This window comes from Enterococcus sp. DIV1758 (genome assembly GCF_051711985.1).
Classification (GTDB): Bacteria; Bacillota; Bacilli; order Lactobacillales; family Enterococcaceae; genus Enterococcus; species Enterococcus faecalis.
Genome location: NZ_JBIOOA010000001.1, coordinates 2,617,296 through 2,639,964, shown reverse-complemented (window position 1 = coordinate 2,639,964; position 22,669 = coordinate 2,617,296). Strand labels below are relative to the sequence as shown.

Annotated in this window: 23 protein-coding genes; 21 read left to right on the top strand and 2 right to left on the bottom strand. The window is 38.3% G+C overall.

Translation table 11 applies throughout. The features are described from left to right. Nucleotides 1–9 precede the first annotated feature (9 nt). The 10 genes from IGJ52_RS12835 (at nt 10) to IGJ52_RS12790 (ending at nt 8,848) form a co-directional block, all read left to right on the top strand. The gene (locus IGJ52_RS12835) at nt 10–399 is read left to right on the top strand and encodes an LPXTG cell wall anchor domain-containing protein (RefSeq protein WP_002365408.1); all 390 of its coding nucleotides are present in this window, start codon (nt 10–12) and stop codon (nt 397–399) included. After that, nucleotides 356–1,090 carry a WxL domain-containing protein gene (locus tag IGJ52_RS12830; RefSeq protein WP_002354838.1) on the top strand — a complete coding sequence of 245 codons (735 nt, stop codon included), beginning with the start codon at nt 356–358 and terminating at the stop codon, nt 1,088–1,090. Before IGJ52_RS12835 ends, IGJ52_RS12830 begins: the two co-directional genes overlap by 44 nt. Before the next feature lie 4 nt (nt 1,091–1,094). Then, a complete protein-coding gene (locus IGJ52_RS12825; protein WP_002383194.1) occupies nt 1,095–1,895 on the top strand; it encodes a WxL domain-containing protein in 801 nt (266 codons plus the stop codon). Continuing rightward, a complete protein-coding gene (locus IGJ52_RS12820; RefSeq protein WP_002383195.1) occupies nt 1,896–2,654 on the top strand; it encodes a WxL domain-containing protein in 759 nt (252 codons plus the stop codon). Nucleotides 2,655–2,760: 106 nt separating this feature from the next. Further along, nucleotides 2,761–3,843: a DUF916 and DUF3324 domain-containing protein gene (locus IGJ52_RS12815; RefSeq protein ID WP_002372747.1), complete on the top strand. Its 1,083-nt coding sequence runs from the start codon at nt 2,761–2,763 to the stop codon at nt 3,841–3,843. A 101-nt stretch (nt 3,844–3,944) separates the two neighbouring features. Then, nucleotides 3,945–4,430, top strand: a complete 486-nt coding sequence (locus IGJ52_RS12810; protein ID WP_002354843.1) for a hypothetical protein — start codon at nt 3,945–3,947, stop codon at nt 4,428–4,430. After that, nucleotides 4,405–5,886, top strand: a complete 1,482-nt coding sequence (locus IGJ52_RS12805) for a helix-turn-helix domain-containing protein (RefSeq protein WP_010816848.1) — start codon at nt 4,405–4,407, stop codon at nt 5,884–5,886. Before IGJ52_RS12810 ends, IGJ52_RS12805 begins: the two co-directional genes overlap by 26 nt. Nucleotides 5,887–6,175: 289 nt before the next feature. Further along, nucleotides 6,176–6,673: an RNA polymerase sigma factor gene (locus IGJ52_RS12800; protein ID WP_002354845.1), complete on the top strand. Its 498-nt coding sequence runs from the start codon at nt 6,176–6,178 to the stop codon at nt 6,671–6,673. Between the two features lie 24 nt (nt 6,674–6,697). Continuing rightward, entirely contained in the window at nt 6,698–7,582 is an 885-nt protein-coding gene (locus IGJ52_RS12795; protein WP_002365402.1) for an RsiV family protein, read from the top strand. A gap of 129 nt (nt 7,583–7,711) precedes the next feature. Beyond that, nucleotides 7,712–8,848, top strand: a complete 1,137-nt coding sequence (locus IGJ52_RS12790; protein ID WP_101732081.1) for an ArgE/DapE family deacylase — start codon at nt 7,712–7,714, stop codon at nt 8,846–8,848. A 52-nt stretch (nt 8,849–8,900) separates the two neighbouring features. On the opposite strand, the gene IGJ52_RS12785 is transcribed toward IGJ52_RS12790, so the two are convergent. After that, complete coding sequence (locus IGJ52_RS12785) at nt 8,901–9,692, bottom strand: hypothetical protein (RefSeq protein WP_002367471.1); 792 nt, start codon at nt 9,690–9,692, stop codon at nt 8,901–8,903. A gap of 163 nt (nt 9,693–9,855) precedes the next feature. Between IGJ52_RS12785 and IGJ52_RS12780 the strand changes: the two genes are divergently transcribed. The 3 genes from IGJ52_RS12780 to IGJ52_RS12770 all read left to right on the top strand — a co-directional run bounded on the left by IGJ52_RS12780 (nt 9,856) and on the right by IGJ52_RS12770 (nt 11,441). Further along, nucleotides 9,856–10,239: a YccF domain-containing protein gene (locus IGJ52_RS12780; RefSeq protein ID WP_002358999.1), complete on the top strand. Its 384-nt coding sequence runs from the start codon at nt 9,856–9,858 to the stop codon at nt 10,237–10,239. An 88-nt stretch (nt 10,240–10,327) separates the two neighbouring features. Further along, a complete protein-coding gene (locus tag IGJ52_RS12775) occupies nt 10,328–10,753 on the top strand; it encodes an Rrf2 family transcriptional regulator (protein WP_002383201.1) in 426 nt (141 codons plus the stop codon). A 58-nt stretch (nt 10,754–10,811) separates the two neighbouring features. Further along, nucleotides 10,812–11,441: an NAD(P)-dependent oxidoreductase gene (locus tag IGJ52_RS12770; protein ID WP_016614229.1), complete on the top strand. Its 630-nt coding sequence runs from the start codon at nt 10,812–10,814 to the stop codon at nt 11,439–11,441. Nucleotides 11,442–11,519: 78 nt separating this feature from the next. On the opposite strand, the gene IGJ52_RS12765 is transcribed toward IGJ52_RS12770, so the two are convergent. Continuing rightward, nucleotides 11,520–12,725, bottom strand: a complete 1,206-nt coding sequence (locus tag IGJ52_RS12765; protein ID WP_101732065.1) for a sunset domain-containing protein — start codon at nt 12,723–12,725, stop codon at nt 11,520–11,522. Nucleotides 12,726–12,916: 191 nt separating this feature from the next. Here IGJ52_RS12765 and IGJ52_RS12760 point away from each other — a divergent pair, with 191 nt between their 5' ends. The 8 genes from IGJ52_RS12760 (at nt 12,917) to rny (ending at nt 22,572) form a co-directional block, all read left to right on the top strand. Next, nucleotides 12,917–14,161 (top strand): competence/damage-inducible protein A, encoded by a 1,245-nt coding sequence (locus tag IGJ52_RS12760; RefSeq protein WP_438792162.1) that lies wholly within the window; start codon nt 12,917–12,919, stop codon nt 14,159–14,161. Between the two features lie 113 nt (nt 14,162–14,274). Then, nucleotides 14,275–15,321: a recombinase RecA gene (recA, locus tag IGJ52_RS12755; RefSeq protein ID WP_002354860.1), complete on the top strand. Its 1,047-nt coding sequence runs from the start codon at nt 14,275–14,277 to the stop codon at nt 15,319–15,321. A 159-nt stretch (nt 15,322–15,480) separates the two neighbouring features. Beyond that, nucleotides 15,481–15,786: a hypothetical protein gene (locus IGJ52_RS12750; RefSeq protein ID WP_010715477.1), complete on the top strand. Its 306-nt coding sequence runs from the start codon at nt 15,481–15,483 to the stop codon at nt 15,784–15,786. A gap of 4 nt (nt 15,787–15,790) precedes the next feature. Next, nucleotides 15,791–17,041 carry a PTS sugar transporter subunit IIC gene (locus tag IGJ52_RS12745; protein WP_438792161.1) on the top strand — a complete coding sequence of 417 codons (1,251 nt, stop codon included), beginning with the start codon at nt 15,791–15,793 and terminating at the stop codon, nt 17,039–17,041. 19 nt (nt 17,042–17,060) lie between these two features. Next, the gene (locus tag IGJ52_RS12740) at nt 17,061–17,402 is read left to right on the top strand and encodes a PTS lactose/cellobiose transporter subunit IIA (protein WP_002359005.1); all 342 of its coding nucleotides are present in this window, start codon (nt 17,061–17,063) and stop codon (nt 17,400–17,402) included. Next, a complete protein-coding gene (locus IGJ52_RS12735) occupies nt 17,384–18,847 on the top strand; it encodes a glycoside hydrolase family 1 protein (RefSeq protein ID WP_002419633.1) in 1,464 nt (487 codons plus the stop codon). Before IGJ52_RS12740 ends, IGJ52_RS12735 begins: the two co-directional genes overlap by 19 nt. Nucleotides 18,848–18,915: 68 nt before the next feature. Beyond that, entirely contained in the window at nt 18,916–20,820 is a 1,905-nt protein-coding gene (locus IGJ52_RS12730) for a BglG family transcription antiterminator (protein WP_002383208.1), read from the top strand. 195 nt (nt 20,821–21,015) lie between these two features. Beyond that, nucleotides 21,016–22,572, top strand: a complete 1,557-nt coding sequence (rny, locus tag IGJ52_RS12725; protein ID WP_002354863.1) for a ribonuclease Y — start codon at nt 21,016–21,018, stop codon at nt 22,570–22,572. Nucleotides 22,573–22,669: the final 97 nt, after the last annotated feature.

Genomic DNA, 22,669 nt, shown 5'->3' with positions numbered 1-22,669 from the left:
AGAAGTGAGATGAAAAAATACCTTTTGCTTAGTTGTTTTTTAGGTCTTTTCAGCTTCTGTCATTCAGACACTGCGTTTGGGGAAGCAGCTTATGAAAATAGTGGTGTTGTCTCCTTTTATGGAACGTATGAATATCCCACAGAAGAGTCGACAACAGCGACTAGTAATTCTTCCACAACGACCGAACCCACCAAACCAGCTGACGGAGGCGCTTCATCCGTCCTTTCTTCTGGCGTATATGGGTCGCGACAAGGAAGATTACCAGCGACAGGTACCACCAATCAAGGACCATTTATTTATTTGGGAATCAGCCTTATCACTATAGGCATATTATTTATTAAAAGGAGAAGAGAAGATGAAAAAAACAGTATTAGCAGTAGTAGGGATTGTAGGATTTAGCGGTGTCCTAGCGACACAACAAGCATTTGCGGAAGATATTAACGTGAACTATACAAGTAATGGTGCCATTACATTTGAACCAGATACAGATCCAACGAAGCCAGTTAATCCAACCAATCCAGATGAAAAAGTTGAACCAGAAGATCCAACTGACCCAACTGGACCAAAACCAGGGACTGCAGGCCCCTTATCAATTGACTATGCTTCAAGCTTTCAATTTGGCGCCCAAAAAATCACTTCCGACACGAAAGATTATTACGCACAAATTCAAACATTTAAAGATGGAACAACAGGTCCAAACTATGTTCAGGTAACGGATAAACGTGGGACACAAGAAGGCTGGACGTTAAGCGCTGTACAAAATGCGCAATTCAAAACAGCCCAAAATGAAGAATTAGTGGGGGCCGCTTTATCGATTGCCAATGCAGGTGTGACATCGATTGTTGATGCCGCATACGCGCCAACACCAACAGCAGCACATACCTTTGTTCCTGGAACAGAAGTAGAATTAGTCAAAGCAGAAGATGGCAAAGGAATGGGGACTTGGGTCTATCGTTTTGGGAAAGATGCGACAGAAGGTGCTACTGCCGTGAAATTAAATGTCCCAGGTAAAGCGATTAAATTAGCAAAAGAATATCGTACGACCTTAACATGGACATTGAAATCTGTACCAACGAATGTTGGAGGCTAAGTAAATGAAAAAAACAGTCGTCTACTCCTTGTTATTCGGAACAATGTTGCTTGGCGCCACTGTTCCTGCTGAAGCGGCGACGGTCGTTTTTGATAGCGAACAGTCGATTGTTTTTACCCCAAGCACAGATGGGACGGATCCAGTAAATCCAGAAAATCCTGATCCAGAAAAACCAGTTCGACCAGTCGATCCAACGAATCCTGATGGACCTAATCCAGGTACCCCTGGGCCGCTTTCCATCGATTATGCCTCAAGTTTGGATTTTGGGAGTAATGAAATATCGAATAAGGATCAAACGTATTTTGCCAGAGCGCAAACCTATAAAAATCCAGATGGTTCAGCAAGTGAATTGGCAACTGCTAATTATGTGCAAGTAAGTGATTTACGGGGAACCAATGCTGGCTGGGTTTTAAAAGTGAAACAAAATGGTCAATTTCGTAATGCAGAAACATTACACAAAGAATTAACAGGCGCCACCGTCGCCTTTGCTGAGCCCAGTGTGCGCTCAAATGCGACGGACGTATTGCCGCCAACTGCTACCGCAAACATTCAATTGGATGCTGCAGGCGCAGAAACTGTTGTCATGCAAGCCCCAGAAAAGACCGGCGCCGGAACGTGGATCACGCTGTGGGGGCAAGCAGAAAAAGTGACCGAAAAAAATCAACAAGGACAGCAAGTAAATGCCACAATCACACGGGCAATCTCACTAACTGTTCCCGGGAAAACCCCTAAGGATGCAGTACAATATAAAACAACATTGACTTGGCTACTTTCAGATGTACCAGTAAATAATGGAGGGAAATAAATGAAAAAGACAAAAGTAATGACATTGATGGCAACCACAACTTTAGGCGCACTAGCACTTGTACCAATGAGTGCATTAGCAGTCGACGGTGGTGAATACCAAACAAACGGAGCGATTCAATTTGCACCAAATACGAACCCAACGAATCCAGTTGATCCGACGAATCCAGACCCGGATAAACCAATTACGCCAGTTGATCCAACTGATCCGACAGGGCCTAAGCCAGGGACAGCAGGTCCGTTATCCATTGACTATGCATCTAGTTTATCTTTTGGGGAACAAACGATTACCTCAAAAAATATGACCTACTATGCAGAAACACAAAAATACAAAGATAACGCTGGTGCCGACCAAGAAGGCCCAAACTTTGTTCAAGTCTCAGATAATCGTGGGACTGAGACAGGTTGGACGTTAAAAGTAAAACAAAATGGTCAATTCAAAACTGAAGCCAATCAAGAACTAACAGCGGCCAAAGTAACTTTAAGCAACGGACGCGTGGTTTCGGCTTCACAATCTGCAAAACCAACGACAGCGCCAGCTACGATTGAATTAAACCCAACTGGGGCTGAATCAGTGGTCATGGCTGCTGGCGATAAAGAAGGTGCGGGTACGTACTTAATGAGCTGGGGCGATAGTGTAGATGCCGCTAAAACAAGTATTTCATTAGAAGTACCTGGTTCAACCACAAAATATGCGAAAAAATACACGACAACTTTTACTTGGACTTTGACAGATACACCTGCTAACACAGGAAACTAAGAACGACAGCATACACGCAAGATCGGGATATAAGTCAAAAATTTTTTGGCTTATCTTTCGGTCTTTTGGTGCTTATAATACAACAAAGAATGACAGACATAGGAGAATGAATATGAACAGATGGAAAGTATATGCAACGGTAATCGCTTGTATGTTATTTGGCTGGATTGGCGTGGAGGCGCACGCTTCTGAATTTAATTTTGCGGTCACACCAACAATTCCCGAAAATCAAGTGGATAAATCAAAAACCTACTTTGACTTAAAGATGGCGCCTGGTGCCAAACAAACCGTAGAAATACAGTTACGTAATGATACAGATGAAGACATTACCATTGAAAATACAGTGAACTCAGCGACAACGAATTTAAATGGCGTAGTAGAATATGGCCAAAACGGGATCAAACCTGACAAAACTTTACGCTTTAACTTAAAAGATTATGTGGAAGCACCGAAAGAAATCATCTTGCCGAAACATTCCCAAAAGACCTTACCTTTAACCATCACGATGCCTAAAGATTCTTTTGATGGCGTGATGGCTGGCGGCATAACACTCAAAGAGAAAAAGAAAGAAACCACGACTTCTGCGGATCAATCAAAAGGGTTAGCTATTAATAATGAATACTCCTATGTTGTGGCCATTATTCTTCAGCAAAATGAGACAAAGGTTCAACCAGATTTAAAATTACTGGGGGTTAAACCAGGCCAAGTCAACGCGCGAAACGTCATCAATGTTTCTTTACAAAACCCACAAGCGGCCTATTTAAACCAATTACATTTAATCAACACTGTTTCAAAAGGAGGCGAAACGCTTTACCAATCCGATACTGAGGATATGCAAGTGGCGCCAAACTCTAACTTTAGTTACCCAATTTCTTTAAAAGGGGAACGATTAACGCCAGGGAAATATGTCTTGAAATCAACGGCCTATGGTGTAAAAGATGAAAAGGGCACCTATCAAGTCAAAGGTGCCAATGGTGAAGAACGGTACCTGTACAAATGGGAATTTACAAAAGAATTTACTATTTCTGGGGACGTTGCTAAAGAATTAAATGAAAAAGACGTAACCATTAAAGGAACCAATTGGTGGTTGTATCTACTGATTGCATTCATCATTCTAGCGCTGCTCTTATTGATTTTCTTCTTGTATCGTAAAAAGAAAAAAGAGGAAGAACAACAATCTGAGCAATAAAAAGAGCTATCTATTGACAAAAAGGGTTTTCCTTGTAAAAGTAAAGGTACTTTTACAAGGAATTGCTTCCCATAAAGTAGAGGTAGAGAGAGTGAGAAGCCATGAGAAAAAAGTATCTTTTTTTATTTAGTTCTTTGCTAATTTTTACGGCTGTCGAAATAGAACCAATTCAAACATTGGCGACACCTATTTATAATCCCTTAGAACCAACGGAAGAAATTCAACCAAAACCAGAATCAATCACCCCTCAGGAAAAGTCAGAACCGGAACAACCTGCGCCAACCCCTCCGGAAGATCAAAAAACAACGGTTCCTTCTGAAGAAAAAAAGCCTTCACCCAAGAAAAAAGACAAACCTGTGGAGAAACCGGCAATGTCAAAAGAAAAAAAGAAACAAACAAAAGAAACAACGGCTCATCCCCTACAAGTGAATAAAGATTTTGTCTTTCCTAACGGACTTGGTGCAGGCGGCGATGAAGAATCTGAAAGCTATTTAGCAGCGGTTGGGTACTTTCTTTCAGGAAATGGATTGTATGGGAAAAAAATGGATGTGAGAGAAGTCTATGATATTGATGATGTTTTTAAATAAAGTGGATAAAAGAAAAATCGCCTTATTTCAGTTACTGGAAAATGCACCGATGTTAACAGAGTCAAAAGAAACCGTAATGCAGGAGTTAGAATTATCTGAATTTATCGTGAACAAAACGGTCGCTGAATTAAATGCCGATTTTATTGAATTTGGTTTATCAGAGGATTTTCAAATTGTGAGCGATGGTATTTTCTTAACTCTTAATGAATCAGGAACGGAAACTTCCGCTACTTTGATTGATTGCTATATTAAAGAGTCGTTACGTTTTGCTATGTTTCAAGATTTCTTTTTTCAGCGTTTTGATTCTGTGAATGAGTTTGCTTTAGAACACTTTGTTAGTCACACATTGGCTTATAAGGAGTTCAAGGAATTAAAGAAAATGCTGGAAAATTACCAAATTACAATTAATAAAGAATTTCACTTAGTGGGAAATGAAACCAATTTACGCGAAGTAACAACACTGGTTTTTTTACAATTATACCAACGTGATTTTTCATTGTACGGTAAAAAAGTTTTAGAGCAGATTCGGAACTTTGAGCTATTTTTTTCTGAGAAGGTTCATCTTAATCAGCGTGCGGGCTATGCACAAGCTAAATGTTTTCATTTTTTGGCGGTTTCTTTAGTACGAACGCAGCAACAGTTTTATGTAGAGAAAAAAGTAGATTCGCAGGTGTTAAAACAATTAGCGGGTGACAATCAGCAGAATGTTTTCAATTGGTTAGAGAGTTTTCAAATCCCAGAACCACAACGAACAAACGAAGGCAATTATTTACTCTTATTTTTAATTGCTGAAGAGTGGCTTCAAGTAGCTTCAGCAGCACTTTGCCAAAGATTTGCAGAAATTCAACAATTGAATCGTGACTTGTTAAGTTATTTAAAATTACAATTTCAGCTTTCCGAGGAAGTCCTGCGAGGTTTTGAACAAAAAGTAACAATCGTTCATTTTAAATTGTTCCATTTTCCAATAGAAGCAAACTATAGTTATCGCAAAATGGATATAACCTACTTTGCAGAAACGTATACAGAGTATTTTTCTGCTAGTCGACAATTTATTCAAGAACAAAAAACGAATCCCGTTGTTTGGGATGCCAGACAGTTTTTATTTTATCGGTATCTGTTGTTAATGGTGGATGCGTTACCATTAAAAAAAGTTTTGGCTCCGATTACATTGTGTGTCGACTTTTCCTTTGGTGAAGCCTATAATCGTATGATACAAAAAAATATTGAAAAAATTACGGAATGGAATATCATTTTCAAAGCACATGTAGATGAAAGTGTACAATTAATTTTATCGGATATTCATTTTGTCGATTGGCCTGAGATTACCCAAATTATTTGGCTAGCACCACCACGTCCTGTTGATTGGTCGCATTTTATTAAAACGCTGAGTGCACTAAGACCGCACTCGGGAGAAGAAAACAAGGTCGGGACAGCACCGCTTAGCTCCGAGAAATAAGAAGAAATTTCCGGAAATTGTTCTTTAATTTTTGGAGACCAAGTAGGTATTGTTCATCATCGAATCACTACGTTCTTCGTGATTCTCAACAATTTCGGCTTATTTCCGAAGGAGCTGGTTCTGTTCCCGCCGTTTATCAGATTTTGAGCGTGAAGCAAAAATCCAAAGTGATTTTTGTACCACGCTTTTTCTTTTAGAATATAAAAATTAAAAATAATAAAAAAGTTGAAACTTTTTATGCTTGTGATTCGTCTATATAAGTGTACAGGAAAGGAGGTTCCAGAAATCGATGGTTTTCGATGGTTGGAAAAGAAAAAAACAAATTCGCGCGTTAGAAACGCTTGTAGATACCAAGTATGAAAAAATGTATCGCATTGCCTTTAACTATACACATTCGAAAGAAGATGCCTTGGATGTGATTCAAGAAAGCTTTGAAAAGGCACTGAAGGCCATCCAAAAAGGACCCGATATTAAGGATTTTGAAGCGTGGTTCTTTCGAATTCTGCTTTCTGTAGCGACAGATTATTGGCGTAAAAAGAAACGAGAAGCTGTTCATATTGAAAAAGATGAACATGTGTTAGCCCTTTTAAATAATCCCCAACGCAGTTTTTTAGAAATTGAAGAAATTATTAATCAATTAGATAGTCCCAATCGTGAAATTATTCTATTAAAATTTTTTGAAGGATTTACGCTAAAAGAAATCGCCTTGATCCTGGATATTAACGAAAATACGATTAAAACGAAGATGTACCGCAGTTTGAATGAACTCCGAAGTCTATTGAATTAGTAAAAGAAAGGAAGCGAAAAAATAATGGAAGATTTTGTAAAAAGCGTTGTTAAAAACTTTTCAAAAGAATACCGCCAACAACCGTTACCAACGGATCTACAAGCGGAAGTCAAAGCGCGTTTTCATAAAGAGAAAAAGCGGTACACCTGGCTTCGTTTTAGAAACCGCTCACTGCAAAGTAGTCTAGTAGTAGCTTGTGGCTTTGTCTTATCAGTCAATTTGTTTCCAGGTTTTAGTGAAGCAGCCCGCAACATCCCTGTGTTAGATAAAATTGTTCAATTAGTCACCATCAAAACGTTGACAGCGAAAAAACAGGAAAGTGAAGTAAACATCGATGTCCCTAAAATCCAAACATCCCAAGAATCTTCAGTAGCTGACACGCTCAACAAAAAATACTTGAAAGAAGCCCAAACAGAATTTCAACAAGTCAAAGGGCAATTGTTTGATGGTTCTCGTGTTTCAGTCACTGGAGATTATGAAAAAGTCGTGGACGACCGTCGCTTCCTAGTGGTCAAACGAACCTTCACAGAAATTAAAGGCAGCTCTGCGACGACAACGAAATATGACACCATCGACAAACGAGCCAATGTTGTCGTTTCACTCCCCTTAATTTTTAAAAATGATTTTTACATTGATGTCATTAGTAGTGAAATTAAACAACAAATAGCAGACCAAATGAAGAACGATAGCAATAAAATATACTGGTCCGAAAAAGAGGATGCCCCCAGTGATGTTCAACCCTTCAAAAAAATTAAAAAGGACCAACCTTTCTATATCAATGAAAAACACCAATTAGTGATTGTGTTTCCTCAAGGAGAAATTGCGCCTTACTATATGGGCACCCCTGAATTTGTGATCCCTAATCAAGTCATTGAGAATGAATTGGCAGCGCCTAATTATTTAAAATAAACTCAGCAAAAAACACGCGACATTTCTTAAAACTGTCGCGTGTTTTTTGCTGACCTAACCAAGTCAGTTGCGGTTTTACTGAGAGAAGCGTACACTAGAATTAAGCATAACAAGAAAGGGCGAATGGCAATGGAAAAATCAGAAAAAATTAGTATTTTACAAGATGTGGTTAAAATTAAATCTGTAAATGGAAACGAAGAAGAAGTGGCAATCTATTTACAAAATCTTTTGAAAAAATATGAGATCCCTTCTGAACTTGTTTCTTATGCACCAAATCGTAGTAGTTTGGTTGCTTATTTAGGTGAAAACCGAGAAAAAGTTTTAGGGTTTAGTGGCCACATGGACGTGGTTTCTGAAGGGGACGAAAGTCAATGGACTTTCCCGCCATTTGCGGCCCATATTGAAGGAAATAAATTGTATGGACGTGGCGCAACAGACATGAAAAGCGGCTTAGTCGCAATGGTTTTAGCAATGATTGAATTAAAAGAAAATAAAGTCCCATTAAATGGAGCGGTTAAATTTTTAGGTACAGTCGGCGAAGAAGTAGGCGAACTAGGAGCCGAACAATTAACTGAAAAAGGCTATGCGGATGATTTAAGTGCCTTAGTCATTGGAGAACCAACCAATTATAACTTGATGTATGCGCACATGGGTTCAATTAACTATTCTGTTGTGTCACACGGAAAAGAAGCCCACAGTTCCATGCCAGAAGAAGGCATTAATGCGATTAATAATTTGAACGAATTTATTACAGAAGCGAACCAACAAATGGCGGAAGTCACAGCAAACTATGAAAATCCTGAATTGGGTCGAACGATTCACAATGTAACCGTCATTAAAGGTGGTACACAAGTGAACAGTATTCCAGGTCAAGCTACCTTGCAAGGGAATATCCGTTCAATTCCAGAATTCAGCAACGACCAAGTTATTGCGTTATTACAAAAAATTGTTGATGAATTGAACAAAAAAGAAAAACATCAGTTAGAATTAACGATTGATTACAATAAAATTCCTGTAAAAGCTGAGAAAGATTCTGCGTTAATTCAAGCCATTCAAGCCCAATTTGACCAACCGTTGCCATTGATAACAGCAGCAGGAACCACAGATTTAGCTGAATTCACTAAATCAAAAAATAAATTTGATTGCGTTGTCTTTGGACCGGGCGTTCCAACTTTGCCACACCAAATCGACGAATATGTCGAAATTGATAATTATTTAGATATGATTGATAAGTATCAAGCGATAGCAAAAAGTTATTTAAATTAAAAAAATGTCACGTCTGAATCGTAAAGTTCAGGCGTGACATTTTTTATAAGGGTTATTCCACCACAGTCCATTCATTTAAGGTTTTGCCGTTCTCATCAACTAGCTCTAACCAGCTGTTTGTTCCAGCAAAATAGAGAAACAAGCCGACTTCATTAACGCTTTTTAAGACGATATCTTCCGTTGTGACAAAGTCTTTAAATTGGCCCTTGCGTTCATCACGAAGTTTTTCACCAAATCTGGCGGAGAAACCGACAGACCCGTCTTTATTTAAAGGGGCTTCTGGCATCATTGTCGCGCCAGCTTTAATAAGCATTTCATTGCGCTTTTGCCAAAAAACAGTTGCTTTGCTTTGTCGAGTATCAATATAAAAAGGAATTTGGCTAACTTCTTTTGTCCATTTGTGGCGTGCTTTGGCTGGTCTGGCTTTTTTCGGCGCCGGTTTTTTAAACAGAGAGTAGCCAAAACGTTCCAAGATAAAGGTGACCGTTTCTTTATAGTTAGTCACTGTCGCTACCGCACTTTTCGGAATTTTGACTGTCGTTGGGGTTGCTTCCAATGTTAAACCACTTTCTTTCGCATCATCTAGGAAAGCTTGCGCTAAATAGGCAAGTTCTGTGTCCCAAGTCGGTTTCAACAAAATCGAGTGATCAAAAGAAACTTCTTTATATGTAGCTTTTTCTTCAGCAAGTCCTAAAGCAACTAGTTGGTTATCTCTTAGCAAGAAAAGAATCGCTGCCTCTTTTTTCGGTAATTTAGTTGTTTGTTCAATGATTAAGTGGGCCTGATCGGCTAAGTCAATGAGTGTCTTTGTTTTTTTTAGATCAACGGTTAAATGTAAGTCCATGAAGTCTGCTCCTTTATCGTTAGTTTCTTCATTGTATCATGAAACAGTGTCTTCGTCTTTTAACGAGTCAGCAACCTTACAATATTGTTTGAAACAAAAAGAAGCTTTCATGATATACTTACTCACATGCATAATTTTTAATGAGGAAAGTAGAGGAACAAGAATGAAAACACTTGGCAATATTTTATGGTTCATCTTTGGCGGCTTTTTTGGTGGCTTATCTTGGCTATTTGCAGGCGTGATTTGGTGTATTACAATCATTGGTATTCCGATTGGTTTACAATGCTTCAAATTAGCGGGGTTGAGCTTTTGGCCGTTTAAAAAGCGAGTCGTGTATAGTGATAGCGGCGTATCTTTGGTGGTAAACATTATTTGGCTGATTATCAGTGGACTACCATTAGCAATTGGGCATTGTATTAGTGGCTTGTTGCTTTGTCTGACAATCATCGGTATTCCGTTTGGGCAACAGTCCTTTAAATTGGCGAAATTAGCATTAATGCCGTTTGGGGCCCGTGTGGTTTCAACAAATGATTTTTATTTTGAATAGTCAGAGGTTTCTCATTGACAAATAAAACGAAACAGCGTATTCTGTAAATGTAACAAATAACGTTACATTTAGTTTGGAGTGATTAGACATGGCCATGTCAACGAAATTAAGTGTTGCGATTCATATTTTAAGTTTGATTGAAACAGGTCCTCAAGAACAAGTGACTTCTGAATACATTGCTTCGAGCGTGAATACTAATCCAGTCGTTGTTCGACGACTAATGAGTCAGTTAAAAAAAGCCGGCTTGATTCATTCCATGCGTGGAGCCAATAAAAATACCTTATTAAAGAAACCAGAAGAGATCTCACTGTATGAAATTTATACAGCGGTTGAATTGGAACGAGAGATTTTCAATATTCATCAAAATCCTAATCCAAACTGTTCCGTTGGGGCAAATATCCAATCGGTACTAGAAACTGAATTTACTAAAGTGCAACAAAAAATGGAAGAAGAATTGAAAAGCATCACCTTAGCAGATGTGATTCATGAAATAGAAGTTAAGAGAGATAAGTAATCTCTCTACTTTTAAAGTGTCAAATGTAACTATTTTAGTTCTATTTAAAAATGAAAGGATGATTTACATGAAAGTAGCAGTATTAGGAGCAACAGGAAAAGAAGGACAATTACTTTTAGCAGAAGCTAAACGTCGCGGGATGGACGTTACAGCCATCGTTCGTAATGCCTCAAAAATAACAGATGGCACACCGACCATTGAAAAAGATGTTTATCAATTAACAACAGAAGATATTCAAGCGTTTGATGTATTAATTAGTGCCTTAGGATTCCCTAATGTGCAAGATTTCCCCAAATCTACCCAGCATTTGATTGAGATTTTAACCAATCAAAAAACGCGCTTGTTTGTCGTTGGGGGCGCTGGAACCTTATATGTGGACCCAGAACACACAACTCAATTAAAAGATACCCCATCATTCCCAGCAGAGATTCAGCCATTAGCTTCGGCGATGGGCGAAGCTTTAAATTTATTGAAAGAAGCTCAAAACATCCACTGGACCTATATTAGTCCTGCAGCCATGTTTGATGCTGAAGGTCCTGCGACAGGTCATTATGAAGTCGCTGGCGAAGAATTAACAACCAATAGCCAAGGTGACAGCTACATTAGTTACGCAGATTACGCCGTTGCCATGTTAGATGAAGTGGAAAGTAATGCACACCCAAATCAACGAATCAGTGTGTATCAATAAAAGAAACAAGAAAATGGGGCATCCGTTGTTTTAACGGAGGCCCCATTTTTCTTGTTTGATTAATTATTGCTAATGTATTTACTGTTTGGGTGCTCGGTATCCTGCTGCTTCTGCTTCTTCAACAGTAGAGAACCAAGCTACTGGATTCGTAGTTCTATTATAATATCTACTTCCAGGCACATGATAAATTCCATTACGTGACCCTTTAATTAAGGCGTTGCCACTTGGCGCTTCTGCAGCAGCCGTCTCGACTTCCGCCGGCGCCTGTGCGGCTTGTTGCGTCTCTGCTTCAGCTTGCGCTTTTGCTGCCGCTTCGGCTTGTTCTTTTTGCGCTTTTTCAGCGGCTAGTTTCTGAGCTTCTGCTTCTTTTCGTTGTTTTTCTTTGTGGGTATCTAACTGAGTTTTAACAACGGCTACCCGTTTTGTTAAAGCTTGATTTGGGGAGTTTAAAGCGTCAATTTGTTTGATCGCTTCATTATAGTAAGCTTCATTAGTTGGTTCTTGTTCAGCTTTTTCAACAGCGGCTGTCGCACTGGCGACTAATTGTTCATTTTTTTCTTTTTCAGCGATAGCAGTTTGAACAGTCGCTAAACGTTGTTGAAAGCCTTCTTTGCCAACTGGGGCAGCAGCTACTAATTTTTCAGCTGCTTGATAATCGCTTTTACTTTTAGATTTTTCAGCAGTTGTAACTGCTTCATCAACAGGTACTGCTTCTTTGATTTTTTCAAGGCGATCATTGTATTCCTCGTATTCTTGACTTAATGAAGATACTAAGGTTGCGGCTTCATCATAGTTTTTCTGAGAAGGTTGTTTTTCAGCGTAAGCTAAGGCTTTTTCTGTTTTGGCCAATTCTTGCTCAGAATCTGTGATGCTCGCAATAAATTCTTTTGACGGTGTGACTTCGACTGATTTTTCAACTTTGGTATCTTTCTTCTCAGCCACAAAGGTGATTTTTTGCGTTTTTTCATCGGACAGTTTTACTTTGTAAGCAAACGTTTTGTCTTTCGTTTTTACTTCCTTGCCATTGGCCGTTAGTTTGCTGTTGCCGTCGTATTCGCCTTTGATGGTGGCTGAGCCATTGGCATCGGTTTCAACACTCTCTGCATCAAGTGAAAGCGTTGGGGAAGAATCTGTCGTGGCAACCCCACCAATAAATAGAGCGGCACTTGCTAATGCGGCATAGCCATATTGTTTTTTCGGTTGTTTCTTAATTAATGCTTTGATAGCCAGTCCCCCGCTGACAAGTAGCCCTAATAGACCCAAAAGTCCTACTACTACACTCATTCATTTCTCTCCTTTCGATATAACGTTATTATACAATGTATTGTGAGAAAATGAACATTTTTTTCGTAATAATTAATAAATTTCCTGATAAAAAAATTATTTCCTGAAGCTCAAATTCTTTTGTAAAAATTTTGTTGTGCTAAAATGGAAAGTGAGTTTAACTACGTATGTTATTAGAGAAGGGGAAATCAATGAAAGCAGAAATCATTGCAGTCGGAACAGAGTTATTACTGGGACAAGTAGTGAATACCAACGCCACCTTTTTATCAGAAGAGTTAGCTGCGCTAGGCATCGATGTTTACTATCAGACCGTTGTTGGTGATAACGGCGGCCGCTTAGAAACGCTATTAGCAGAAGCAGAACAAAGAAGTGATTTAATTGTCCTTTGTGGAGGACTAGGACCAACAGAAGACGATTTAACCAAGCAAGTTGTTGCACAACATCTCCATAAATCATTAGTAGAAGATCAAGAAGGATTGAACCGCTTGCACCAATTTTTCCAACAGTCTAAGCGACCAATGACGGAAAATAATCTACGACAAGTGTTAGCCATTGAAGGTGGACAAGTTCTTCAAAACCAGACAGGATTAGCGGTTGGTTCTTTCGTAACAGAAGGGACAACAAGCTATTTGCTCTTACCAGGGCCGCCCAATGAATTAATTCCGATGTTCCAACAAGCGGCACGACCTTTATTGATTGATGCGTTTCCACAAGAAGAACAATTGATTTCAAGAGTCTTGCGTTTTTATGGGATTGGTGAATCACAGCTGGTGACCGAGATTCAATCGTTGATTGCGCACCAAACGAATCCAACCATTGCGCCTTATGCTAAGCCTAATGAAGTGACACTTCGTTTAACAGTTAAAACAAAAGACTTAGTAGCTGGCGAAGAATTATTAACAGCGACGGAAGAAAAGGTTTTAGCTAAAGTGGGAGACTATTTTTATGGGTATGGGGATGACAATAGTTTAGCCAAGGTAACAGTGGATTTGTTATTACAAAACGGACAAACCGTCACGGCTGCTGAGAGCCTCACTGCTGGCCTATTTCAAAGTACACTGGGGGAAATTGCGGGTGCTTCGAAGATTTTTAAGGGAGGCTTCGTGACGTATTCGCAAGAAACAAAAGAGAACTTTTTAGGAATTTCTCATGAACTTTTAGAAGAACATGGCACGGTAAGTGAAGCGTGTGCCAAAGAAATGGCAGAGAAAGCGCGTCAGTTAGCTAAATCTAACTATGGTTTATCATTTACTGGGGTCGCTGGTGACCCAATCGAAGGTCAACCGACAGGCACTGTTTGGATTGGGCTGGCGGAAGAAGGCCAACCAACCGTTGCAGAATGTTTCCATTTTAACCGTGACCGAAATTATATTAGACAGAGTGCGGTTATGCGAGGGTTAGATCTTTTGCGGCGCCGAATCATTAATAAAAAATAAATATGCGAATGTTTGTTCGGTTTTTTCTTGCTTTTTTGGTACAAAAGAGATATGATAGACCTACTAACAGGAAATGAAAAATAAGTTTATATAAATTAAAGGAGGATTATCCATTGGCAGATGATCGTAAAGTGGCTTTAGATGCCGCACTGAAAAAAATTGAAAAGAACTTTGGGAAAGGTTCTATTATGAAATTAGGCGAAAAAGCTGATCAAAAAATTTCAACTATCCCTAGTGGTTCTTTAGCGTTAGATGTTGCATTGGGCGTAGGTGGGTATCCACGTGGCCGAATTATTGAAGTATATGGTCCTGAGAGTTCAGGTAAAACAACTGTTTCTTTACACGCAATTGCAGAAGTGCAACGAAATGGTGGAACAGCCGCTTTTATCGATGCTGAGCATGCATTGGATCCTCAATATGCGGAGAAACTAGGCGTTAACATTGATGAATTACTTTTATCTCAACCAGATACGGGTGAGCAAGGCTTAGAGATTGCCGATGCCTTAGTTTCAAGTGGTGCGATTGACATCGTTGTCATCGACTCGGTTGCTGCGTTAGTTCCTCGTGCAGAGATTGATGGTGAGATGGGAGCGAGCCATGTCGGCTTACAAGCTCGACTAATGTCTCAAGCACTACGTAAATTATCAGGCTCAATTAATAAGACAAAAACAATTGCTATTTTCATTAACCAAATTCGTGAAAAAGTTGGCGTGATGTTCGGAAATCCTGAAACAACTCCTGGTGGACGTGCATTGAAATTCTACGCAACGGTTCGTCTAGAAGTCCGTCGTGCAGAACAGTTAAAACAAGGAACAGACATCGTCGGTAACCGCACAAAAATTAAAGTCGTTAAAAACAAAGTGGCGCCACCATTTAAAGTGGCAGAAGTTGATATCATGTATGGCCAAGGGATTTCCCAAGAAGGCGAATTACTAGATATGGCTGTGGAAAAAGACCTTATCAGTAAAAGTGGTGCTTGGTATGGCTACAAAGAAGAACGAATTGGCCAAGGCCGTGAAAATGCCAAACAATACATGGCGGATCATCCTGAAATGATGGCAGAAGTGTCTAAATTGGTCCGTGATGCATATGGCATCGGTGACGGTTCAACCATTACAGAAGAAGCAGAAGGTCAAGAAGAACTACCTTTAGATGAATAAATAACGAGTGAATACGACTCGTTAAGAAGAAAGACAACACTTACTGAACAGGACAGGTGTTGTCTTTTTTTGTTTCCTAAGGATAGGAAAAATATTTATTTGTAAGCGAATACAAGTTTTTTCTATAATTAAGACACAAAAAAGAAAGTGGTGGAGAAAATGAAAAATATTTTACTAATTTGTGGTTCGGGTGCATCAAGTGGATTCATGGCTGCAGCGATTAGAAAAGCTGCTAAAAAAAGACAGATTGAAGTGACAGTTAAAGCGACAAGTGAATCTCAACTGGATGAACGTATAAATGAAATTGATTGTTTGTTAATTGGACCACATTTAGCTTATATGTTAAATGATATTCAAGAGCAAATGGCTGAGAAAAAAGTGAAGGCTATGATTATTCCACAAGCTATTTATGGAACCTTAGATGGAGAAAAAGCCTTAGACCTAATAATGACAATGGAGGAATGAGTGAATGAAAAAAATTATGGATTTTATGACGAACTCTTTCGCGCCGAAAGTGAATAAAGTAGTTAAAAATCCTTGGATTTCTGCTATACAGGATGCAATTATGGCGGCTCTTCCATTGGTTTTTGTAGGTTCGTTAGTTACAGTGGTCTCTTTGTTAAAAAATCTCTTTCTAAGCATGCCAGATTTTTCAATGATTAGTAATTTTTCTTTTGGAATGTTTGGGTTAATCGTTTCGTTTATGATTCCTTATTATTTGATGGAGAAGAAAGGTCATAGCGGACAAAAATTAATAGCAGGTGCTACTAGCATTGTTTTGTTTATGATGTTGCTCTTTCCAACGTTATCTGAGAAAGGTGAAATTACCTTTATTCTTTCAAGGTTTGGTGCAACAGGGATGTTTTTAGCGATGATTACAGGCCTTTTTGTTAGTCTTGTGATGCATTTGGCTGCCAAAAAATCTTTTTTTGATGAAGATACACCAATTCCCGATTTTGTGGTTGGTTGGTTTAATAGTCTGCTGCCAATTACCTTTATCTTGTTTGTCGGTTGGTTGATCACTATTCAATTTAGGATTGATTTTTTTGATATCGTTATTCTAATTTTCAGTCCATTAGCAAATATTGTGCAATCATATCCGGGGTTTGTTTTATCTGTGTTTATTCCAGTCTTTCTTTATACATTTGGAATCTCTGGTTGGGTGATGATGCCTGTAATCTATCCTGTTTATATGGCTGGTTTAGCTGCAAATGCGGAAGCTGTAGCGAATGGTGGTCATGCAGTGAATATTGCGACACAAGAAACGTGTTACGCTTTTTCATCGATGGGCGGGATTGGTGCAACATTGTCCTTGTCTGTCATGATGGTTTTACTTAGCAAATCTGCACAACTAAAAGCAATTGGCAAAGCCGTGTTGATTCCTTCAATTTTTAATATCAACGAGCCACTAGTTTTCGGTGCGCCAATTGCCTTTAATCCATACTTGATGATTCCTATGTGGATTAATGCACTCGTTGTTCCATCAATTGCCTACGCTACGATGTATTGGGGATTCGTCAATATTCCTACGCAAAGCTTTTTATTATGGTATATGCCATATCCATTTACCTCTTATTTAGCGACACAAGATATTCGAGCGGTTGTTGTTTGCGTGCTTATTTTTGTCATTACATGGCTGGTATTCTTGCCATTTTTCAAAGCATATGATCAATCACTGCTTAAGCAAGAAAAAGAAGTGCAAAAAGAAGTAATTATTTAAGGTTAAAGGAGAGGTTATTATGGAAGAAAATGAGCAGTTAAATCAGTTATCAATGAATATTTTAATTCATGCAGGAAATGCGAGAGACCATCTAGTTCAAGCGTTAGAAAAATTAGAAGAGACTTCGTATGAGCAGGCACAAAAGGAGTTAATAGAGGCACGGAAAGAAGTCGTTTTAGCACATGGCATACAGACAGATACGTTACAATTAGAAGCTTCAGGAGAACAAATTCGTTACTCGACGCTGTTTTGTCATGCACAAGATACCTTAATGACGGCTCAAAGTGAAATTTTAATTGGTGAGCATTTAGTGAAGCTTTTTAAAAAGTTTAGTCAACAATTATGTCAGGAGGAAAAATAATGTTTAAAGATTATCAGATGCCAAAGGATTTTTTATGGGGTGGCGCAATTGCCGCAAATCAAGCAGAAGGAGCGTTTCAAGTAGATTGTAAAGGCATCAGTTTAGCGGATGTACACAAATACTATCCAGATAAAACAAATGCAGAAATCAGCCAAGAACAAATAAAAGGCATGTCTGTAGCAGACATTCAAGCGAATCTAGCAGATACTGATGGCTACTATCCTAAACGTCATGGGATTGATTTTTATCATACTTATCCAGAAGATTTAGCATTGCTTAAAGAATTAGGTTTCAAAACATTCCGAACTTCTATTGATTGGACGCGGATTTTTCCAACAGGGGAAGAAGAAACACCAAACGAAGCGGGCTTGGCTTATTATGATCGATTAATCGACAAAATCATTGAATTAGGGATGGAACCAATCATCACTATTCTACATTATGAAACTCCGATTGAAATTTCATTGAAATATGGTGGTTGGAACAATCGAAAAGTTATTGATTTATTTGTAAAATATGGCAAAGTCCTTTTGGAACGTTACAAAGAAAAAGTAAAATATTGGATTGTCATTAATCAAATTAATCTGATTCAATTTGAACCGTTTAACTCAACAGCAATTCCTTATGATACAGTGGATAATTATGAAGAAGCAAGTTTTCAAGCGATTCACCATCAGTTTATCGCAAGTGCACAATTAGTTGCGTACGCTAAAAAAATTAATCCTCAAATGCAAATGGGAACAATGGTTGCCGACTGTACTGTCTACCCTTTTTCGTGTAAGCCAGATGACGTCATTTTAGCCATGAAGCGAAATCGAATGGAATACTTTTATACAGATGTTCAATTTCGTGGTGAGTACCCGCAATATGCGTTGAACTATTTTGAAGAACACGGAATTGAGATAGATATTACACTTGAAGATCAACAAATGCTAAAAGAAAATACGATGGATTATTTAGCAATTTCTTATTATTATTCACAGATGGTTGATTCAGAAAAAAATTCAATGAATCCAGCATCTGTCACGCCAAATCCAACACTGAAAGTCAATCCTTGGGGCTGGGCAGTAGACCCTCAGGGATTATACAACTCACTTTCTCAATATTGGGATCGTTATGGGAAACCGATAATTATAGCGGAAAATGGGTTTGGTATGTATGATAAAGTGACAGATGGTCAAATCCATGATGATTATCGAATTTCTTATTTATCTGAACACATCCAACAAATGAAAAAAGCCATGTATGATGGCGTAGATGTGATTGCTTATTGTGCTTGGGGACCGATTGATATCATTAGTTGTTCTTCAGCGCAAATGGAAAAACGATATGGGTTTGTTTATGTTGATTTAGATAATGAAGGGAAGGGAACAGGAAAACGTATGAAAAAAGATAGCTTTACTTGGTATCAAAAAGTGATTGCAACCAATGGTGAAGAAATCTAGATTAATTGAAGAAGTTGATTATTGTTTTAATAAAAAGCAATCGTCTTCTTCTTTTCTTTTAAAGGGATGTGGGAAGGTTGGAAAGTAAGCAAAGAGAGATAATACTTTTTTTAGAAAGTCAGCAACATCATTGGGTGACAGCCAAAGAGTTAGCAGAATTTTGTGGTTGTACAACAAGAACGATTCGCAACCGTGTCGCAAAAATCAATGAAGCCTACCCAGAAGCTATTTTGTCTAGTCAACGGGGCTATCGTAGAAATGATCAAATTTCGATTTTACAGGAAACGCCCAGTAAGGAACGAAAAGCTAGAATTTTTCTTGAACTATTAAAACATTCCTCTGAAGGAGTGAACCTGTACGATTTAGCTGATTGTTTATACATTTCTGAATCAACCGCCAAAAATGACCTTCAACAATTAAAAGAAGAGTTAGCAAATCAACAAACAACGATTTGTTTTAAAGGAGCGAATATTTGGTTAACAGGAACAGAACGCGCTAAACGGCAATACATGGTTTCATTATTATATGCAGAAAGTGATTTTCAAGAAAAATTGACCCGTAGTGTACGGGAAATGATTGGCTATATTTCGTTAGAAGAGTTAGAGGAAATGATTCAACAAACTTTTTTTAATTATGAAAGAAGGTTAAACCAGTATGTCTTGAACAATATTGTTTTACATTATGCGATTAGCATTGAGCGTATCCGACAAGGCCACACCTTGTTAACGAAACCAAAATTAGCAGAAAATCACTCAGAAGAATATCAAATGGCCAAAGAAATTGCCCTACGTTTAGAAGAAACTTACGACATTCTATTCTCGAAAGAAGAGTTAGCGCAACTTTCGTTATTATTTGTAGGAATTCAAAAAGAACACACAGTGAATAGTGAAAAAACACAATTACAACAGATTGTGAATCCGAAAATTATTGAAGTGTTAGAAGAAGTTTTACAAAAGGTTGAGCAAATCTATTTTATTCAATTGAAAAACAAAGAGTTTTTCAATAAATTAGCAATTCATTTACAGGGACTATATGATCGTTCAAATGTTGAAGCTTTTACAAGGAATAGTCGTTTATGGGACTTAAAGACAGGCTATCCTTTGATTTATGACATTTCTGTTTACATTTCCTCCTTTATTCAAGAACGTTTAAATATTTGGTTTACAGAAGATGAGATTTCTTTTATCGCTTTACATCTTGGCTCATTTTTGGAAAGTCAGCGAACAGAACAGCAACCATTTCTCCTTTTACTAGTGGTGGAAGATTATCATAATATGCGTGAAGTGCTTCAGAAAAAACTTCAAGAACATTTTGGGAACCAAATAAATATAAAAGTCGTTCGTCAGACCAATATTGATCAGAAAAAATTTGATTTGCTAGTCACTACTAATCGTAGGTTAGCCACAAAATATGAAGGAGCAATCTTTATTCATCCCTTTATTACAACAAAAGAACTGCGGAAAATTGAAAATCGAATGTATCTTTTAAAAGGACAAAAGCGAAAGCGGCAGATGGAGATAAGAACAGATCAGTTCATTGCTAAGGAGTTATATTTTAGCCAGATTGATCCAGCAGATTTAACCCCTGAAATGTTACTTGATCAAATGATTCAACGAATGAGAATACAAAAATATTGTTCGAGTGATTTTAAAAAAAGTGTGAAAAAACGAGAACAGCTTTCTCCAACAAGTTTTCCATCAGGTATCGCTGTCCCCCATGCTATTGATCGGACAGCAGAGAAAAGTGGTATTTCAATCATGACCTTACAAGAGCCGATTCGGTGGGCCAATTATGAGGTGAAGTTGGTGGCTTTAGTAGCAATTCGTCAAGAAGACGCACCAATCTTTGATGACTTTTTTGAAAAATTTATTGAAATCATGTCCGAACCCATCCACATCAAGCAGCTTAGTCAAACGGCAGACTATGCGGCGTTTGTTCTAAAATTTAAACAATTCGTGACGGCGGAAACCTAAAAATGTGACGTTGTCTAATATTTGCTGCCCTTTCCAAAAGAAAGGGCTTTTTTAAGTTGACACCTTTCGCGACAAACATTAGAATAAAATTGTGTGTATGCACAAATATGCAAGTAGGCATATTGATAATTGATTTTAGTTTATCAAAAAACTACAAGATATGAATTAACAAAAAGATAGTATGGAGGTGGAAATATGGTTTTAAATATTCTCCTCGCTATCGTCGGTTTGATTGTCGGTCTTGGTTTAGGATTTGTTATTGCAAAGTCACGTCATGATAAAGCAATAAATGGTGCAAAAATTTCAGCGTCCAGTATTCTCGAGAACGCTCGGAAAGAATCAGAAACACTGAAAAAAGAAGCATTGCTAGAAGCTAAGGAAGAGAACCAGAAGTATCGTTCAGAAATTGAAAGTGAGTTGAAAGAAAGCAGATTAGAACTTAAATCTCAAGAAAATCGTTTAATTCAACGGGAACAAACGTTGGATCGTAAAGATGACTCTCTTGAAAAACGTGAAGGCTCACTGGAAGAAAAAGAAGAGAAACTTGGTGCTAGACAGCAATTAATTGATGAGCGAGAAAAAGAAGTAGAAAACTTAATTAATCAGCAACATCAAGAATTAGAACGAATTGCTTCCCTTTCAAAAGAAGAAGCAAAATCGATTATTATGAAGTCAACAGAAGAAGAGTTGAATCATGAACTAACCTTGATGGTCAAGGAGTCAGAACAACGTGCCAAAGAAGAATCTGATCGCAAAGCGAAGAACTTGCTTTCCCTAGCAATTCAACGTTGCGCCGCTGATTCTGTTTCTGAAACAACTGTTTCCGTGGTCACTTTACCAAATGATGAGATGAAAGGTCGCATTATTGGTCGTGAAGGACGTAATATTCGTACATTGGAAACATTAACAGGGATTGACTTAATCATTGATGATACGCCAGAAGCGGTTGTGTTATCCGGATTTGATCCAATCAGACGAGAAATCGCTCGAATGACCTTGGAAAAATTAATCCAAGATGGTCGGATTCATCCCGCTCGTATCGAAGAAATGGTAGAAAAATCACGTAAAGAAATGGATGAACGGATTCGTGAATACGGAGAACAAGCAGCCTTTGAAGTAGGTGCTCATACGTTACATCCTGATTTAATTAAAATTTTAGGCCGTTTACGTTTCAGAACAAGTTATGGTCAAAATGTCTTGAACCACTCAATCGAAGTAGCAAAACTGGCTGGCGTTTTAGCCGCCGAATTAGGCGAAGATGTTCAATTAGCCAAACGTGCAGGTTTACTACATGATATTGGGAAAGCATTAGATCATGAAATTGAAGGTTCTCACGTTGAGATTGGCGCAGAATTAGCTGCGAAATATAAAGAAAATTCAGTAGTTATTAATGCCATTGCCTCGCATCATGGTGATGTGGAAGCAACCTCAGTTATTTCTGTTTTAGTGGCAGCCGCAGATGCGTTATCTGCAGCCCGTCCAGGTGCACGTAGTGAATCGTTAGAAAACTACATTCGCCGCTTAGAAAACTTAGAAAATATTTCTAATAGTTTTGAAGGCGTGGATTCAAGTTTTGCTGTTCAAGCAGGACGTGAAGTTCGTGTCATGGTGAAACCAGAAGAAATTTCTGATTTAGAATCTGTTCGTTTAGTTCGAGACATTCGGAAGAAAATTGAAGATGACTTGGATTATCCAGGACATATCAAAGTAACGGTTATCCGTGAAACACGTGCCGTTGACTATGCGAAATAAAATAAAAAGCGAATAAGTATCGCGTGTAGTGTCTCAACGAACAATTGCAAGGATTGTTCGTTGAGACACTTTTTTTAATCTTTTAAAACCAAAACTT